General features: G+C 66.7%; 14 protein-coding genes and 1 tRNA gene. 10 read left to right on the plus strand and 5 right to left on the minus strand.

The features are described 5' to 3' along the window. Positions 1 to 66 precede the first annotated feature (66 nt). Positions 67 to 1050 carry an ABC transporter permease gene (locus VI480_RS09465; RefSeq protein ID WP_323672586.1) on the minus strand — a complete coding sequence of 328 codons (984 nt, stop codon included), beginning with the start codon at positions 1048 to 1050 and terminating at the stop codon, positions 67 to 69. 83 nt (positions 1051 to 1133) lie between these two features. Then, on the minus strand, positions 1134 to 2930 hold the full coding sequence (locus VI480_RS09470; RefSeq protein ID WP_323672587.1) for an ABC transporter substrate-binding protein: 1797 nt from the start codon (positions 2928 to 2930) through the stop codon (positions 1134 to 1136). Positions 2931 to 3101: 171 nt separating this feature from the next. Here VI480_RS09470 and VI480_RS09475 point away from each other — a divergent pair, with 171 nt between their 5' ends. From VI480_RS09475 to VI480_RS09485, 3 genes are read left to right on the plus strand one after another with little or no spacing between them, the layout of a single operon-like run. Next, positions 3102 to 4214, plus strand: a complete 1113-nt coding sequence (locus VI480_RS09475; protein ID WP_323672588.1) for an LLM class flavin-dependent oxidoreductase — start codon at positions 3102 to 3104, stop codon at positions 4212 to 4214. 7 nt (positions 4215 to 4221) lie between these two features. After that, positions 4222 to 4503 (plus strand): hypothetical protein, encoded by a 282-nt coding sequence (locus tag VI480_RS09480; RefSeq protein ID WP_323672589.1) that lies wholly within the window; start codon positions 4222 to 4224, stop codon positions 4501 to 4503. Next, the gene (locus VI480_RS09485; protein WP_323672590.1) at positions 4484 to 6082 is read left to right on the plus strand and encodes a cytochrome P450; all 1599 of its coding nucleotides are present in this window, start codon (positions 4484 to 4486) and stop codon (positions 6080 to 6082) included. The genes VI480_RS09480 and VI480_RS09485 overlap by 20 nt, the downstream gene beginning before the upstream one ends. A gap of 18 nt (positions 6083 to 6100) precedes the next feature. On the opposite strand, the gene leuD is transcribed toward VI480_RS09485, so the two are convergent. Next, a complete protein-coding gene (gene leuD / locus VI480_RS09490) occupies positions 6101 to 6691 on the minus strand; it encodes a 3-isopropylmalate dehydratase small subunit (RefSeq protein WP_323672591.1) in 591 nt (196 codons plus the stop codon). A gap of 19 nt (positions 6692 to 6710) precedes the next feature. Beyond that, on the minus strand, positions 6711 to 8132 hold the full coding sequence (gene leuC / locus VI480_RS09495; RefSeq protein WP_323672592.1) for a 3-isopropylmalate dehydratase large subunit: 1422 nt from the start codon (positions 8130 to 8132) through the stop codon (positions 6711 to 6713). A gap of 269 nt (positions 8133 to 8401) precedes the next feature. Here leuC and VI480_RS09500 point away from each other — a divergent pair, with 269 nt between their 5' ends. Beyond that, a complete protein-coding gene (locus VI480_RS09500; RefSeq protein ID WP_323672593.1) occupies positions 8402 to 9172 on the plus strand; it encodes a hypothetical protein in 771 nt (256 codons plus the stop codon). 57 nt (positions 9173 to 9229) lie between these two features. Here the strand turns inward: VI480_RS09500 and VI480_RS09505 are convergent, their stop codons facing one another. Next, positions 9230 to 9709: a transcription elongation factor GreA gene (locus VI480_RS09505; protein WP_323672594.1), complete on the minus strand. Its 480-nt coding sequence runs from the start codon at positions 9707 to 9709 to the stop codon at positions 9230 to 9232. A 65-nt stretch (positions 9710 to 9774) separates the two neighbouring features. Here VI480_RS09505 and VI480_RS09510 point away from each other — a divergent pair, with 65 nt between their 5' ends. From VI480_RS09510 to VI480_RS09535, 6 genes are all read left to right on the plus strand, one after another. Further along, positions 9775 to 10773 (plus strand): 3-isopropylmalate dehydrogenase, encoded by a 999-nt coding sequence (locus VI480_RS09510; RefSeq protein ID WP_323672595.1) that lies wholly within the window; start codon positions 9775 to 9777, stop codon positions 10771 to 10773. A 7-nt stretch (positions 10774 to 10780) separates the two neighbouring features. Further along, positions 10781 to 12451 (plus strand): citramalate synthase, encoded by a 1671-nt coding sequence (gene cimA / locus VI480_RS09515; protein WP_323672596.1) that lies wholly within the window; start codon positions 10781 to 10783, stop codon positions 12449 to 12451. A gap of 62 nt (positions 12452 to 12513) precedes the next feature. Next, positions 12514 to 13035 (plus strand): hypothetical protein, encoded by a 522-nt coding sequence (locus VI480_RS09520; RefSeq protein WP_323672597.1) that lies wholly within the window; start codon positions 12514 to 12516, stop codon positions 13033 to 13035. Positions 13036 to 13042: 7 nt separating this feature from the next. Further along, complete coding sequence (locus tag VI480_RS09525) at positions 13043 to 13717, plus strand: hypothetical protein (RefSeq protein ID WP_323672598.1); 675 nt, start codon at positions 13043 to 13045, stop codon at positions 13715 to 13717. Next, positions 13711 to 15027 (plus strand): glutamate--tRNA ligase, encoded by a 1317-nt coding sequence (locus VI480_RS09530; protein ID WP_323672599.1) that lies wholly within the window; start codon positions 13711 to 13713, stop codon positions 15025 to 15027. Before VI480_RS09525 ends, VI480_RS09530 begins: the two co-directional genes overlap by 7 nt. A gap of 43 nt (positions 15028 to 15070) precedes the next feature. Further along, positions 15071 to 15145 (plus strand) — tRNA-Gln (locus VI480_RS09535). Positions 15146 to 15284: the final 139 nt, after the last annotated feature.

Here is a 15284-nt window from a genome sequence, read left to right on the forward strand (position 1 = left end):
CCGCCGGCCCCAGAGCCGGGTGTGACCCCCAGATCGGCGGCCGCCATCTCGCCGCGTCGGGTGGCGTCAGACATTGGAGCGCTCCCGCAGGCGGATACGGGGGTCGATGATCGTGTACAGCAGGTCGGTCAGCAGGTTCGCCACGATCACCATGACCGACGACACCAGCAGCACGCCGAGCAGCACCGAAGTATCCCGGCGCAGGATCGAGTCGAAAGCCAGCCTTCCGAGCCCCGGCCAATTGAAGACGGTCTCGACGAGCAACGCGCCCGACAGCAGCGCACCGAACTGCAGGCCGATCACCGTCACGACCGGGATGACGGCGTTGCGCAGCGCATGCTTATACACCACTCGACGCTCGCCCAACCCCTTTGCCCGTGCGGTGCGCACGTAATCCGACTCGAGCACCTCCAGCATCGATGCCCGCGACAGTCGGCTGTACTGGGCCAGATAGATGAGGCCCAGCGTGAGCGCGGGCAGCACGAGATGCTCGGCCACGTCCAGCACGTTCGCCAGGATGCCCTCGCCGTAGTTCACGTCATGCCAACCCTGGATCGGCAGCAGTTCCCACGTTGACGCGAACAGGATCACCAGCATGATGCCGGTCCAGAACACGGGCATCGAGAAGCCCACGAGCGCCAGCACGGTTGCCCCGTGACTGAGCGGACTCTCCGGGCGACGCGCCGTCGCTACGCCGACCATCGTGCCCGCAGCGACAGCGAAGGCCAGCGCAGTGCCGACCAGCAAGACGGTGGGCCAGAGGCGCTCAGCGATGAGCGACGTCACCGACCGGTTGAAGAAGTACGAGTCGCCTAGATCGCCGGTGGCGACTCTTCCGACGTAGGACAGCAACTGCACGATGACCGGCCGGTCGAGGCCGTACTGGGTACGGATCTCCTCCAGCAGCTCGGGATCGCCAGCGCCGCTCTCGCCCACGATCACCGTGGCCGGATCGCCGGGCGTGATGTGGATCAGCAAGAAGTTGAGGCACATCACTGCCAGGATCAGCCCGAGTGCTTGGGCGATCCTGGCAGCGATGGACCTCAGCATGCTCCGTCCTTGTTGAGCCCGTACCTATTGAGCCCAGTTCCGGCGGTCACGTCAGCGTTAGCCGGAACGGGGCTCAGTCCTGGCTACTGATCCAGCCAGACCTGGTGCATCGGCGACATCTGCCCCCAGATGTTGTTGGTCGGCGGGTTCATGACCGCCGGGTTGAACGCCTGCCAGAACGACGGTGTGTTCAGGAAGTAGATCGGCACGTCCTCGGCGACGATCTCCTGGAACTCGGCGTACAGCCTTGTCCGTTCGCCAGCGTCGAGCTCCTGGCCTGCCGCAGCGAGCAGCGCGTCGACCTCGGGATTGCAGTAGCCCGTGTTGTTGGTCCAGATCACACCCACCCGGTTGTCGCACAGGTAGGTGCGGTGGACGCCGATGACCGGGTCGCCCCAGTTCCAGACCTGGTTGATGGTCATCTGGTAGTCCCCACCGGCGACTCGCTGCGCCCAGGTCGGGAAGTCGGGTGACACGCTCAGCTCGACGTTGATGCCGGCTTCTTGCAGCGCCTGCACCACATACTCGGCGTGGACCACGAACGCCGGCGGGATGTAGTCGATGGTGAGCTCCAGCTCGCCTTCGCCGTAGCCCGCCTCTGCCAGCAGCTGCTTGGCCCGGTCGATGTCCTTGTCGTAGTGGTTCACGTCCGCGTTGTGGAACGGGCTGGCGGCGGCGATACCGGTCGGCACCGGGAAGGTGAGCCCCTGTTCGATGACTCCCGAGAGGAAGTCGCGGTCAATCGCGTACCCGATGGCCTGACGCACTCGCACATCAGACAAGGCAGGGTCGTTCAAGTTGAACTCCAGCCAGTTGATCTGGCCGATGGCCTCGTGGCCCTGAGCGGTCACCTCCACGTCGGGGTTGTCCATTAGGCGAAGCACGTTTGCTGCGGGGCCCAGGGTGGACGACAGGTGCGTCGTGCCGTTTTCGAGGCTGAGCACGATGGCCGTCGAATCGGGCGTGATCTCCATCACGATCTCGTCCAGGCACGGCGTGCCCTCGATGAAGAAGTCGTCGAAGCGCTCCATCCGGATGATGGTTCCCGGCTCGTACTCGGCCAGCCGGAACGGACCCGAACCCACGAAATCCTCGCTGTTGCGCGGGTGGGACTTCATGTCCTGGCCGTCGTCGAAGATGTGCTTGGGAATAATCGGCAGCAGGCCCGGCGACATCGCCAACAGGATCGCGGGATGCGGCTGGCTGAGATTGATAACTGCCGTGTGCTCGTCAGGCGTGTCCACGCTCGTCACCGGCGCATACATCGGCTTGAACGGATGGTTGGCCTGCACAGTCTGGATCGAGAACGCCACGTCGGCGGACGTGATCGGCATGCCGTCGTGGAAGACGGCGTCTTCCACGAGGTGCAGCGTCACCGACAGGCCGTCGTCCGCGACATCCCAGCTCTCGGCCAGGTACGGCATGGGGTTGTACTCGTCGTCGTAGAGCAGCGGGCTCGCATTGAGCTGCGTGCCCGGCACGGCGGTGGCATAGCCCGACTGGACCGTGCCGTTGAGGTGCCGCGGCACCTGCGTGCTGCCGATGATGAGCGTGCCGCCCACGTTGGCCCCGCCATTGCAATAGTCCATCGCCATGTCGTCGTCGGCCATGTCGCTGTCGTCGGCCATGTCGTCGCTGCCGGCGTCATCACCGTCCTCGTCGTGGTCGTGGCCGTCGTCCTCGTCATGCTCGTGGTCGTCGCCATCGTCCATGTCGTCGTCGGCGTCAGCGCCCGAAGCCGCTGCAGCCGTCGTTGCAGGCGCGGCGTCATCGTCGTCGTCGCTGGCGCACGACGCAGCGACGAGCGCAAGAACGGCCAGCAACGCGACCAGCAGCCGGCCGAAGCTCCGCTGCCTGTAGCGCGTCGTTGTGGTCCTCATGAGGATGTCTCCCTCCCTGGAGGCACCCACCGGTCACACGACGACGGGTGCATTTCTTGGTTAGGCCCGGTTAGAGCCTGCGCTACCGTAACCGACGATGTCGTTGCCATCGACGGTGACACGCACGGCTCTCGGCGTGCAGCACGTTGGCGTCAGCAAGGTGGTCGGCCGATGAAGGTCCACTGGTTCTTGCCAACCGGCGGCGATTCTCGCGATGTGCTGCCCGACGAGCCGGGCGCGCACTGGCGGCCGCCGTCAATGGACTACCTCGCCCAGATCGCGACCGCCTGCGATCAGCTCGGCTATGAGGGGATGCTCACACCGTGCGGCACGATGTGCGAGGACGCATGGCTCTCCACGATTGCACTGGCGCCGCTGACCAGGCGTGTCAAGTTTCTCGTCGCCTTCCGGCCGGGCTTCCTGTCGCCGACGCTGGCGGCGCAGATGGCCTCCACCTACCAGCGGCTGTCGGGTGGGCGGTTGCTCATCAACATCGTCACCGGGGCTGAGCCGCGTGAGCTGAACCGCTTCGGCGACTGGCTCGACAAAGACACCCGCTATGCGCGCACGGGCGAATTCCTGCGGATCGTGCGGGAGGCGTGGTCGGGCGAGCCGTTCGATTTCGAGGGCGACTTCTACAAGGTCGCCGCCGCCACGACCCGCGAGACGCCCGATCCGGTTCCGGCGATCTACTTCGGCGGGGCGTCGCCTGCCGCCGAGCAGATCGCCGCCGAGCATGTCGACGTCTACCTGGCGTGGGGTGAGCCTCCCGACATGGTGATCGAACGGCTGGACCGCATGCGGGCTCGAGCCGCGGAGCACGGTCGCACGCTGCGCTACGGCATCCGCTTTCACGTCATCACCCGGCCAGATGCCGCCGACGCGTGGGCCGTGGCCGACGACATGCTGGCGCACATGAGCCCCGAGGCCATCGCTGCTGCCCAGGCCGACTTCGCCACGACGATGTCGGAGGGCCAGCGGCGTATGGCCCAGCTTCACGCCGAGGGCAGCGGGCGGCTGGAGATCCACCCCAATGTGTGGTCGGGCATAGGTCTCGTCCGTGGCGGTGCCGGAACGGCGCTGGTCGGCAGTTACAGCGAGGTGGCGGACCGCATCGCGGAGTATCACGCGCTGGGCTTCGACGAGTTCATCCTGTCGGGCTACCCGCACCTCGAAGAGGCGTACTGGTTCGGTGAGGGCGTGATGCCGATTCTGCGTGAACGCGGACTGCTCGAACCGCTTGCGCAGGGTTCCGACAACGCGCTGGTCTCGTCGTTCCGCTGAGCTGAAGATGCCAGAGAACCCGCGAGCAGAAACCGGCGCGTCAGGCGAGCGCCGTCCGCTGCGCCTGGGCCTGCTGCGCTGCGACGATCCGGTGCCCGAGCTGAGATCGATCTGCGGCACCTATTCGGACATGTTCGCCGACGTGATCGCTCGGGCCGACCCCAGCGTGCAGATGGACACGTTCAGCCTCCCCGATGACGAATGGCCAGACAACCTCGATGCATACGACGGTTGGATGACCACGGGAACCCGCGCAGCGTCGCCCGTGGATGGACCCGCCCGCCGATGAGATCCGGCTCATCCACAGCCACCAGGATCAAGTGCTGACGCTGCCCCCGGACGGTGTGGTGCTGGCGGGCGCCGATCGGTGCCCGATCGCGATGCTGGCGGTGGGTGAGCACCTGGTCGGGCTGCAGGGCCACCCCGAATTCCAGCCCGAGTTCGTGGGCCCGCTGTACGAGAGCCGCACTGAGCTGTTGGGTGCCGATGCCGTTGCCGAAGCCCAAGCCAGCCTGTCGGCGCCGTGCAACCAGGAACTCGTCGCCGACTGGATGCTGCGCTTCTTCGACGGCTCACACGAGGTCGACCTGGACGACTTCGGGTTGTTCGACCCGGCGGTTCAGCAGTGCCCGCACGCCTACTACGCCAAGATGCGCGAATCAGCACCGGTGTATGAGGCGACGGCCGGCGGTGCCGCACTGCACCTGATCACCAGGTACGACGACGTGCTGGAAGTGGTGCGGGACCCTGAGACGTTCTCCTCCCGTTTTGATGTCGGCGGCCGGGGCAACGCTGAGCTGGCTCGGCGCACCAAGGAGCTCTACGAGAACGAGGGCGGTTACGACCGAGTCGGCACGATGCTCACGGCGGATCCTCCCGAGCACACCCGATTCCGCCGTCTCGTCAGCAAGGCGTTCACTCCCAAGGTGGTCAACGACCTCGAACCCGCGGTGCGCGAGATAGCCGCAGCGCTCATCGACCAGATGCTCGCTGCCACCGCTGGCGGCGGTTCGATCGACGTCGTCGAGGCGTTCGCAGTGCCGCTCCCAGTGGCGGTCATCGCCCGGGCGCTCAACGTTCCCGACGACCGGCTTGCCGACTTCAAGCGCTGGAGCGACGCCTCGATCGCCGGCATCGGCACCAACATCTCCATCGAGGAACGTCTCGACGCCGAGCGCGAGGTAATCGAATTCCAGAAGTACTTCGCTGAACAGCTCGAACGTCGGCGCACCGAGCCGCAGGACGATCTGCTGACGAACCTGCTGAACGCCCGCATCGACCGCGATGGCGATGACGTCGCCGACGAAGCAGTGTCGACTGAACCGCTCACGACTGCAGAGATGCTCAGCATCATCCAGCAGCTGCTGGTGGCCGGCAACGAGACCACCACCAAGATGCTCACCGAGATGCTGCGGCTGCTGGCCGAGCACCCCGCCGAGTGGGAGGCGCTGCGAGCAGATCCATCACGAGCCCCAGCCTTTGTGGAGGAGACCCTTCGCCTGTCGACGCCGACGCAGGGGATGTTCCGCGTGGTGAAGAAGGACACGCGGCTCGCCGGCGTCGACCTCCCCGCCGGTGCTCACGTGGTGGTGATGTTCAGCTCGGCCAACCGGGATCGGTTGGTTTTTGAGGACTCAGACTCGTTCTGCCCGATGCGAGACGGCGTGTCGAGCCACCTCGCATTCGGCCGGGGCATCCACTTCTGCCTGGGAGCGGCGCTGGCACGGCTGGAAGGGCGTGTCGCGGCCGAAGAGCTGTCGCAGCGGCTGCGCTCCGTCACGCTCTCGGCCTCGAACAATTTCGAGTATCACCCCAGCTTCTTGCTGAGAGGCCTCAAGCGGCTCGAAATCCAACCACTACCTGCCTGAGCCCTCCGGCAATCGGAGCTAGGTCGTGGGCAGCCAGGTGGGACGCTCTGTCTCGTAGCTGTCGATCTCCGATGTGCTGCGCAGCGTGATGCCGATGTCGTCGAGACCCTCGAGGAAACGCTCCTGCGTTGCGTCGTCCATCGGGAACGGTTCTTCGATGCCCGCAGCGGGTGCGCTGAGCAGGCGCCGCTCTACGTCGACCGTCACCATCAGGTCGGGGTCGGCAGCCACGGCGGCCCGCAGGCGGGCGGCGGCCTCCTCGGACACCTGCACCGGCACCAGCCTGTTCTTGGTGGAGTTGTTGCGGAAGATGTCCCCGAAGCGGGGCGAGACCACCGCTACGAAGCCGTAGTCCATCAGTGCCCACACGGCGTGCTCGCGTGACGATCCCGTGCCGAAGTTCGACCCTGCTACGAGCACGGTGGCGCCCGCAAAGCGTTCGTCATTCAGGACAAAATCGCGCTCGTCGCGCCACTCGCTGAACAGCCCCTTGCCGAAGCCGGTGCGTTCGACGCGCTTCAGCCAGTCGCTGGGGATGATCTGGTCGGTATCCACGTCGGAGCGATCGAGGGGCACAGCCCGCCCCTCATGAACTCGTACTGGCTCCATCAGCATCTTCCTCTCTGGATCAGCCCAAGTCGTCGGGTGTGACAAAACGACCTGCGATGGCAGTCGCCGCGGCCACCTCCGGCGAGCACAGGTGTGTGCGGCCGCCGCGGCCTTGCCGACCCTCGAAGTTGCGATTCGATGTCGACGCCGAGCGCTCGCCGGGCGAGAGCTTGTCGGGGTTCATCGCCAGGCACATCGAGCAACCGGGCTCGCGCCAATCGAACCCCGCCTCTACGAAGATCGCATCCAGCCCCTCGGCTTCGGCCTGTGCCTTGACGGCGAACGAGCCGGGCACCACCAGGGTGCGGACGCCGTCTGCCACCGTGCGGCCGCGGGCCACCGCCGCGGCAGCCCGCAGATCCTCGATGCGCGAGTTCGTGCAGCTGCCGATGAACACCGTGTCGACCTGCACGTCAGACAACCGGGTGCCCGTCGTGAGGCCCATGTAGTCCAGCGCCCGCTGGGCGGTCGTCGCCTCGACCGGGTCGTTGAAGTCACCCGGGCCGGGCACGGCGCCATCGATGGGAATGACGTGTGCGGGGTTGGTGCCCCACGTGACGTGCGGGCGCAGCGAGGTGCCGTCGATGGTCACCGAGCGGTCGAAAGCCGCGCCCTCATCGGTGACGAGCGAGCGCCAGTCGGCCACCGCGGTCTCCCAGTCGGCCCCCGATGGGGCGTGCGGGCGACCTGCTACGTACTCGAAGGTGGTTTCGTCGGGCGCCACCATGCCCGCCTTGGCGCCCGCCTCGATGGACATGTTGCAGACGGTCATCCGTCCTTCCATCGACAGCGCCTCGATGGCTGAACCGCGATACTCAATGATGTGGCCGATGCCGCCACCAGTGCCGATGCGTCCAATGATCGCCAGCACGATGTCTTTGGCGGTCACGCCCGCGGGCGCATCGCCGTCGACGCGTACTTCCATGGTGGACGGCCGTGCCTGGGGCAGCGTCTGGCTCGCCAGGACGTGCTCCACCTCGGAGGTGCCGATGCCGAAGGCCAGCGCGCCGAAGGCGCCATGGGTCGAGGTGTGGCTGTCGCCGCAGACCACGGTCATGCCGGGCAGCGTGAGACCCTGCTCAGGACCGATGACGTGCACGATGCCCTGGCCCGGATCGCCCATCGGGTACAGCGTGATGTCGAACTCGTCGCAGTTCGCCCGCAGCACCTCCACCTGCTTAGCCGAGATCGGGTCGGCAATGGGCAGGTGCAGATCGGCCGTGGGGACGTTGTGGTCTTCGGTCGCCACGGTCAGGTCGGGGCGGCGCACGGTGCGTCCCGACATGCGCAGACCGTCGAAGGCCTGCGGAGAGGTGACCTCGTGAATGAGGTGCAGGTCGATGTAGAGGAGATCGGGCTGCCCGCCGCCGGTGCGAACGACGTGGCGGTCCCAGACCTTCTCGCTGAGGGTGCGCGCACCCGTCGCGGCGGCGTTTGTCACGCTGTCAGTCTGCGCCTCTGGCGCCGCGGGTTCCAACCTGCCGCTCGCGTCGTCGGCAGCTGCCGTCGCGATCCTCTGTGTCAGAGTCGTGGTGTCGACGTGAGTTGGGTTCAAGGACGGCATCTGTGACGAACGATCCTCCGCCTCCGCAGCCCGCTGCACCGCCGTCAATCCAGCAGATGCCGGAACGTGCTCTTCCGAAACGGCGGACGCGGCCGAGACCGGTTCCTGCGCCCGCTCCCGACGGGCAGCCACGCATGTGGGAATCGATGCCCACGACGGCCAACCGCCAGTGCGACAGCTCTGCTTGGCGCCATCTGAATCCTGTGGTGCTGGTGCGGCCCGACTGGAAGCGCTGCCATTCGCCGCGACACATCGCGCAGTGCCTGCTGATCTTCGCTGCCCTCGACTTCGGCGGCGTTGTGGCCCTGGGGATCTTCGCTGAGGTGGTGCTGGCCATCGGAGATGTGGGGAGCCGCTTCGCCGCGACCACGATCGACCCGTCATGGCTCGTCTGGACGTTGCTGCTGCTGGTGTATGCGCCGCTCGGCGAGGAGGCGATGTGCAGATGGCCGATTGCACAACGGCCGCGGGCGTTCCTCTTGCTTCCCGGCGTCTATATCGCTGTCGCGGGAATCACGGGCTTTCCCGATGCCGCTCAATATCTCGGCGCCGGGATCCTCCTGGACGCCGTCGCGATTGCCGTGGGCCTCGGGCTTCACCTGCTCAGCGGGCGCGTGCGTGTGCTGGCGGCGATCGATCAGCGCGTCGACCGGTGGCTGCTGCGCTGGCCGGCCGTGCCGGTCTGGCTCATGATCTCCTGCTTCGCCTTGGCGCATCTTGCGCGTTACGAGATCGATTGGTCCGTGACGGCGATTCTGGTGATCCCGGTCGTCGTGCTGCCATGGCTGTGGTTCGGCGCGCTGGCGAGCATCGTCCGCATCCGCTTCGGATGGTGGTCCGCGGTGATGCTCCATGCCGCAGTGAATCTGGTGGTGCTGCTCATCGACGTTGTGTTCGGACTGCTCGCGCTGCTGTGAGCTGGTGCGCCTCGCCCGCTGCAGCAGCCGCTGAACGCGTGTCGCTGTGCTGTGCGGTCAGGATTCGATGGCGACGATCTCGATGCTGAGCTGGTTGCCGTTCGCCTCGTAGGTAACCGTCTGACCCGCCCGGGCGCCCTCGAGCGCCTGGCCCATGGGCGACCCCGGCGACACCACCTCGATGCCCGTCCGGCGTTCCTCGATCGAGCCGAAGAGGTACTGCTCGACTTCGTCATCGCCTTGGAAGCGGATGGACACCATGAGGCCCGGTGCCACGACGCTGTCGCCCGACCTGTCCTCCGAATCGGCGACGATCTCGCAGTTCTCCAGGATCGCCTTCAGCCGCATGATGCGGCCTTCCATCTTCCCCTGCTCTTCCTTGGCGGCGTGGTAGTCGCCGTTCTCCGAGAGGTCCCCCAGCAGCCGAGCCGCCTCGATCTGGGCTGCGATATCGATGCGACCTCGCCCGGTCAGATCGATGAGCTCGGCCTGGAGTCGATCGCGGGTCTCCGCTGAGATGTGGTGGATCTCGGGCACCCCGCGAGGTTACCGAGGGCTTCTGTTGGCACACTCTCTGTGCCTTTCGAGCGAGGGACACCACAGTGACGCATCGCATCGCAGTCGTCGGCGGAGACGGAATCGGACCCGAGGTGATCTCGGTTGCACTCGATGTGATTGCTGCCGCCGGGGCCGGCATCTCGACGACCGAGTTCGAACTGGGCGGGCATCGTTACCTGCGCGACGGCACGGTGCTCGATGACGAGACCCTCGAAGAGCTGCGCACGTTCGATGCCATCCTGCTCGGCGCCGTGGGCACGCCCGAGGTGCCCCCGGGCGTCATCGAGCGTGGCCTGCTGCTGAAGGCTCGCTTCGAGCTGGATCTGTACGTAAACCTGCGCCCCTTCACCCTGCCCGATGGCCACAGCTTCACGGTGATCCGCGAGAACACCGAAGGTACCTATGCGGGCGAGGGCGGGTTCCTGCGCAAGGGCACGCCGCACGAGATCGCCACCCAGGGCTCGGTCAACACCCGCATGGGAGCTGAGCGCGCCATCCGGTACGGCTTCGAGCTGGCGCGTGCACGGGAGCGCCGCCACCTGACGCTGGTCCACAAGACCAACGTGCTGACGTTCTCGGGCGACTTGTGGGAGCGCACATTCAACGAGGTCGCCGAGGAGTACTCCGACGTCGAGACTGCGTACAACCACGTCGACGCGGCCTGCATCCACTTCGTCGAGGATCCACACCGCTATGAGGTGATCGTCACCGACAATCTCTTCGGCGACATCCTCACCGACCTCGGCGGCGCCGTGGCGGGCGGCATCGGGCTCGCCGCTTCAGCCAACCTCAACCCGGACCGCACGGGGCCGTCCCTGTTCGAGCCGGTGCACGGGTCAGCGCCCGACATCGCCGGCAAGGGCCTGGCCAACCCCACCGCTGCGGTCCTGTCGGCAGTGCTCATGCTGGAGTTCCTGGGGGAAGCCGAGTGCGCTGAGCGTGTGCGAGCGGCGTGCGAATCCGTCATTGCCGACGACGCCGTGCCCGATGTGGGCACCGACGAGATCGCCAAGGCGATCCTGTCCGGCCTCGAGCAGGGGTGATGCAGCTATGAGCACCTCTGACCCTGCGGACGCGAGCACTGAACCGGGATCATCGGCTCCGCTTGTCCGTGAGGGTGAACGTGACACTGCGTGGCCTGAGCGAGTCGAGATCTTCGATACGACGCTGCGCGACGGCGTCCAGTTCGAGGGCATCTCGGTGTCGCCTGACGACAAGCTCAAGGTGGCCCGCCAGCTCGATGCGCTCGGCATCCACTGGATCGAAGGCGGCTGGCCCGGCTCGAACCCGAAGGACGAAGAGTTCTTCACCCGGGCGGCCACCGAGCTGCAGTTCCAGCACGCCACGCTGGTGGCCTTCGGCTCGACGCGCCGGCCCCGCGGCCGCGTCGACGACGACCAGACCCTGGCAGCACTCGTTGCGGCCGGCACCTCCACGGTCTGCATCGTGGGCAAGTCGTGGGACTACCACGTCACCGAAGCGCTCCGGCAGCCGCTCAGCGAAGGCGTCGCAATGGTCGGCGACTCCGTCGAGTTCCTCAAGGGGGAGGGGCTGCGCGTCTTCTTCGACGCAGAGCATTTCTTCGACGGCTACAAGCGCAATCCGGAGTTCGCACTGCAGGTGCTCGAAGCAGCGGCGGTCAACGGCGCCGACTGCCTGGTGCTGTGCGACACCAATGGCGGTTCGCTGCCCCACGAGGTGGAGACGATCGTGCGCGAGGTAGTCGGCCACTTCGACGGCATCCAAGTGGGCATGCACACTCAGAACGACACTGGCTGTGCTGTCGCCAACGCCGTTGCGGGTGTTGTCGCCGGCGCGACGCATGTGCAGGGAACCGTCAACGGCTACGGGGAACGCACGGGCAACTGCGACAACACCGTGCTGGTGCCGAACCTGACGCTCAAGATGGGTATCGAGACAGTTCCGCGCGAGTGCCTGTCTCGCTTCACCTCGGTGGCGCATCATGTGGCCGAACTGGTGAACATGCCGCCTCAGAACCAGCAGCCGTATGTGGGCGCCTCGGCGTTTGCTCACAAGGCGGGCTTGCACACCAGCGCCATCGCGCGCCGACCCGACAGTTACGAGCATGTCGATCCGGCGGCAGTCGGCAATAGCACACGCTTCCTGCTCGGCGACCTGTCGGGACGCGCGTCGGTGGAACTGAAGGCGGCCGAACTCGGCATCGAGATCGACAAGGCCGCCATGGCCGACGTTGTCGATGAGCTGAAGCGGCTCGAGCACGCCGGATATCACTTCGAGGTGGCCGACGCTTCGCTGGAGATGCTGCTGCGGCGGGCCGCCGGCCAGACCTTCGACTTCTTCAACGTCGAGTCGTTCAAGGTGCTGGTGGAGCGCGGCCGGGAGGCCGAATTCGACACGGAGGCGACGCTCCGTATCGTCGTCGGCGGTGACCGGCGTGTAACCGTCGGCGAGGGCGATGGACCCGTGAACGCTCTCGACAACGCCTTCCGGCAAGCCGTGCGAGACGACTACCCGGAACTCGATGCAGTTCGCTTGACCGACTACAAGGTCCGGGTGCTGGATGCAGACCGGGGCACTGAGGCAGTCACGAGGGTGCTCATCGACTCCACCGACGGCGAGACCACCTGGACCACCATCGGTGTGTCGGAGAACATCATCGAGTCGTCCTGGCTGGCGCTGCGCGATTCGGTCATCTACGCGCTCATGCGTCATCGTCTGGACGACGGTCCGAGCCGGTAGCAGCCTGCGGCCTTGTCGCCGGTCTCGGTCGCAACCCTCGCTGTTTCATAGACTGCGCGGCAATGGCTGCGCCGCGACACGTCCGGGTCGAACCACTCTCGGTCGTGCGTTCATACTCCTCGCCCGAAGTCACGCCTCGGCGTTGGAAGGCCGCCCGTCCCGGCGATCTGGCCGGGGGTCAGCCCACAGGTGCGCTGCGGGGACACCAAGGACCCGACCAGGGGTATGCCTACGGACTGGTCCATCTCTTCGACGATCGGGTGTACCTCACCGAGCACGAGGATCGTGACGACGTCGACGCCGGCTGCGTCGCCGTAGCGCTCAAGCGTGCGTCGATCTTCGGACGTGCACCGGTGGTGTGGGACCTTGAAGCGGGGTACCTGGCATTTGGCTTCCTCGACCAGCACCCGCCTGCGGAGCTGGTCGCGCGTCGCATGCCGCTGTTCGAGGGCGCCGCGGAGGCGCACCACTACAAGCATGTGCGCGAGCTGGTCGCCCGCGTCCCGACCGAAGTGCTCTCCCTTGCGCCGTCGGCGATCAGGCGTCGGTATGAAGCAGATCCCCTGTCACTGACGCGAGACTGAGAAACCCATGGCCCAGATAGCGAACGCCCTGACGCCCGCCGCGACCGCCGCGATGCAACCCGACCGCGAGCTCTTGCGACTGCATCGCCGGGCCTGCACCGACTTTGCCGCCAGGATGCGGTTGCCCGCCTGGGAGCACATGGGCATGGGTTTGGCCCCGCCGCTGGGCGACTACACCGTGGCCGACCTGCTGGAGCGTGCAGTCAACGGCAACCTCGCGGCTGCGGCCGAGATGGGCGGGCAGCCAGCGCCGCCTCCGGTCCGGATCCCGACGCCCGCAGCCGGCATCGGCCTGGGCTTCGGCACCGGTGCGCAGGATCGCCCCGATCCGACGCAGCCCGTCGTCGAGAGCGTCCGCACGGTGTTGTCGATGGCAGCCGGTCTGGATGCAGGCGCTGGATTCAGCCCCAGGCTGCGCGATCTCTTGTGGACGCGCGTCACCGAGCTGACGGTCCTGGGATACGACCTGCAGCAGGCCATCAGTGCCGGCGCCGGCCTCGACGAGCTCCTGGTGGATCGGATACTCGCTGCGGCCCCCGCCGTCACGGTCTGGCCGGGGCTCGAGGTGCTCCCGGTCGACCTGTCCACCCCGCCGCTGCAACGGCTGCTGGCGATGGCGGGCAGGCCGGTGGGCCGCTGGGTCGATTCGAGCGACCCGAACTGCAGCACCGGTCAGTGCTGAGCGGCGTTCCTCGGCTGCGTTTCGCCCCTGCCCCCACCGGGCTGCCGCACCTCGGCACGGCGCGCACGGCCCTGTTCAACTGGCTGTATGCCCGCCACTGCGGCGGGGAGATGGTGCTGCGCATCGAGGACACGAACGCGGAACTCGCCACAACTGCACACATCGATCAGATCCTCGAGACGCTCGACTGGCTCGGGCTCGACTTCGACGGCGACCCTGTCTTCCAGAGCCAGCGCGGCGCCCTCTACGACGCTGCCGTCGATCGCTGGCTCGACGAGGGACGTGCGTATGTCGACGACGGTGCGGTGCGGTTCGCTGTTCCCGACGAGGGCGTGACGGCCTTCGACGACATCGTGCGGGGCCGCGTCGAGTTCCCGAATGCGTCGATCGACGATTTCGTTGTCCGCCGCAGCGACGGCAGCGCGACCTTCTTCGTCGCGAACGCTGTCGACGATCTCGATCTGGGCATCACGCACGTCGTGCGAGGCGAAGACCTGCTGAATACGACGCCGAAGGTGGTGCTCCTGCGGGCTGCGCTCGGCGCGCCCGATATGCCGACCTTCGCCCACCTGCCGCTCATCGTCAACAAGCAGCGAAAGAAGCTCTCCAAGCGGCGCGACGATGTGTCTCTCATCAGCTATCGCGACCAGGGTGTGCTGCCGGCGGCCATGGTGAACTATCTGGCGCTGCTGGGGTGGGGACCTCCCGACGACATCGAGGTGCGGGCGCTCAGCGAGATCGTCGACTTGTTCGATCTGGCTGACGTCAATGCGGCGCCGGCCATGTTCGACATCGACAAGCTCACGGCGATCAACGGCAGCTACGTGCGCGCGCTCGACGATGCCGGCTTCGCCGCTGCGGTCGAGCCGTGGGTGCGCGCGGAACCGTGGGGTGCCGATCTCGATGCAGCGACCCTGAGCACGGTCGCACCGCTCATCCGCGAGCGCACCCGCCTGCTCGGCGACGCTCCCGGGCGCATCGCCTTCCTCTTCGCCGAACCCCAGATCGATCCCGACGACTGGGCCGCAGCGATGGTGGCACCGGCGAGCGACATCCTCGATCGCGCGCGCACCGCATTCTCTGAGGCCGACTGGAGCGCTGTGACGCTGCACGCCGAGCTGCGCGCGATCGGCGAGAGCTTCGGCTTGAAACTGGGCAAGGCGCAAGCCCCGGTTCGCGTCGCCACCACGGGCCGCGCCGTCGGCCCCCCGCTGTTCGAATCGCTCGCGCTGCTCGGCCGCGAAAACACGCTCGCGCGCCTCGACATCGCGCTGGCGAAGCTCGCAAGCGCAGCAGACTCCGGGGAATAATCAGGGCCACCGAAAGAGCCGCAGCGCTAGCCTGTTCCCGCCCTCGGGGATGGTGTAATTGGCAACACAACTGGTTCTGGTCCAGTCATTGGGGGTTCGAGTCCTCCTCCCCGAACCAGACCATCGGCGGCACATCCCCACGCATCAGGCGATTGATGCGGTTGGCAAACATCCACGTCCTCGACATCCGCGGCACGATTTGCACCATCCGTCGATTTGTGTCCTAGCATCACCCGCTGGCCCGGCCCGCTTGAGGC

Origin of the sequence: Candidatus Poriferisodalis multihospitum, assembly GCF_028283155.1 — a bacterium.
GTDB classification, from domain to species: domain Bacteria; phylum Actinomycetota; class Acidimicrobiia; order Acidimicrobiales; family Poriferisodalaceae; genus Poriferisodalis; species Poriferisodalis multihospitum.

Bases quoted from the DNA above. Each gene is read 5' to 3' on its own strand.
- VI480_RS09500 (WP_323672593.1), top strand. From the start codon at position 8,402: ATGCCCACGACGGCCAACCGCCAGTGCGACAGCTCTGCTTGGCGCCAT.
- VI480_RS09520 (WP_323672597.1), top strand. From the start codon at position 12,514: ATGGCTGCGCCGCGACACGTCCGGGTCGAACCACTCTCGGTCGTGCGT.
- VI480_RS09475 (WP_323672588.1), top strand. From the start codon at position 3,102: ATGAAGGTCCACTGGTTCTTGCCAACCGGCGGCGATTCTCGCGATGTG.
- cimA (WP_323672596.1), top strand. From the start codon at position 10,781: ATGAGCACCTCTGACCCTGCGGACGCGAGCACTGAACCGGGATCATCG.
- VI480_RS09480 (WP_323672589.1), top strand. From the start codon at position 4,222: ATGCCAGAGAACCCGCGAGCAGAAACCGGCGCGTCAGGCGAGCGCCGT.
- VI480_RS09465 (WP_323672586.1), bottom strand. From the start codon at position 1,050: ATGCTGAGGTCCATCGCTGCCAGGATCGCCCAAGCACTCGGGCTGATC.
- VI480_RS09525 (WP_323672598.1), top strand. From the start codon at position 13,043: ATGGCCCAGATAGCGAACGCCCTGACGCCCGCCGCGACCGCCGCGATG.
- VI480_RS09470 (WP_323672587.1), bottom strand. From the start codon at position 2,930: ATGAGGACCACAACGACGCGCTACAGGCAGCGGAGCTTCGGCCGGCTG.
- leuD (WP_323672591.1), bottom strand. From the start codon at position 6,691: ATGGAGCCAGTACGAGTTCATGAGGGGCGGGCTGTGCCCCTCGATCGC.
- VI480_RS09485 (WP_323672590.1), top strand. From the start codon at position 4,484: ATGGACCCGCCCGCCGATGAGATCCGGCTCATCCACAGCCACCAGGAT.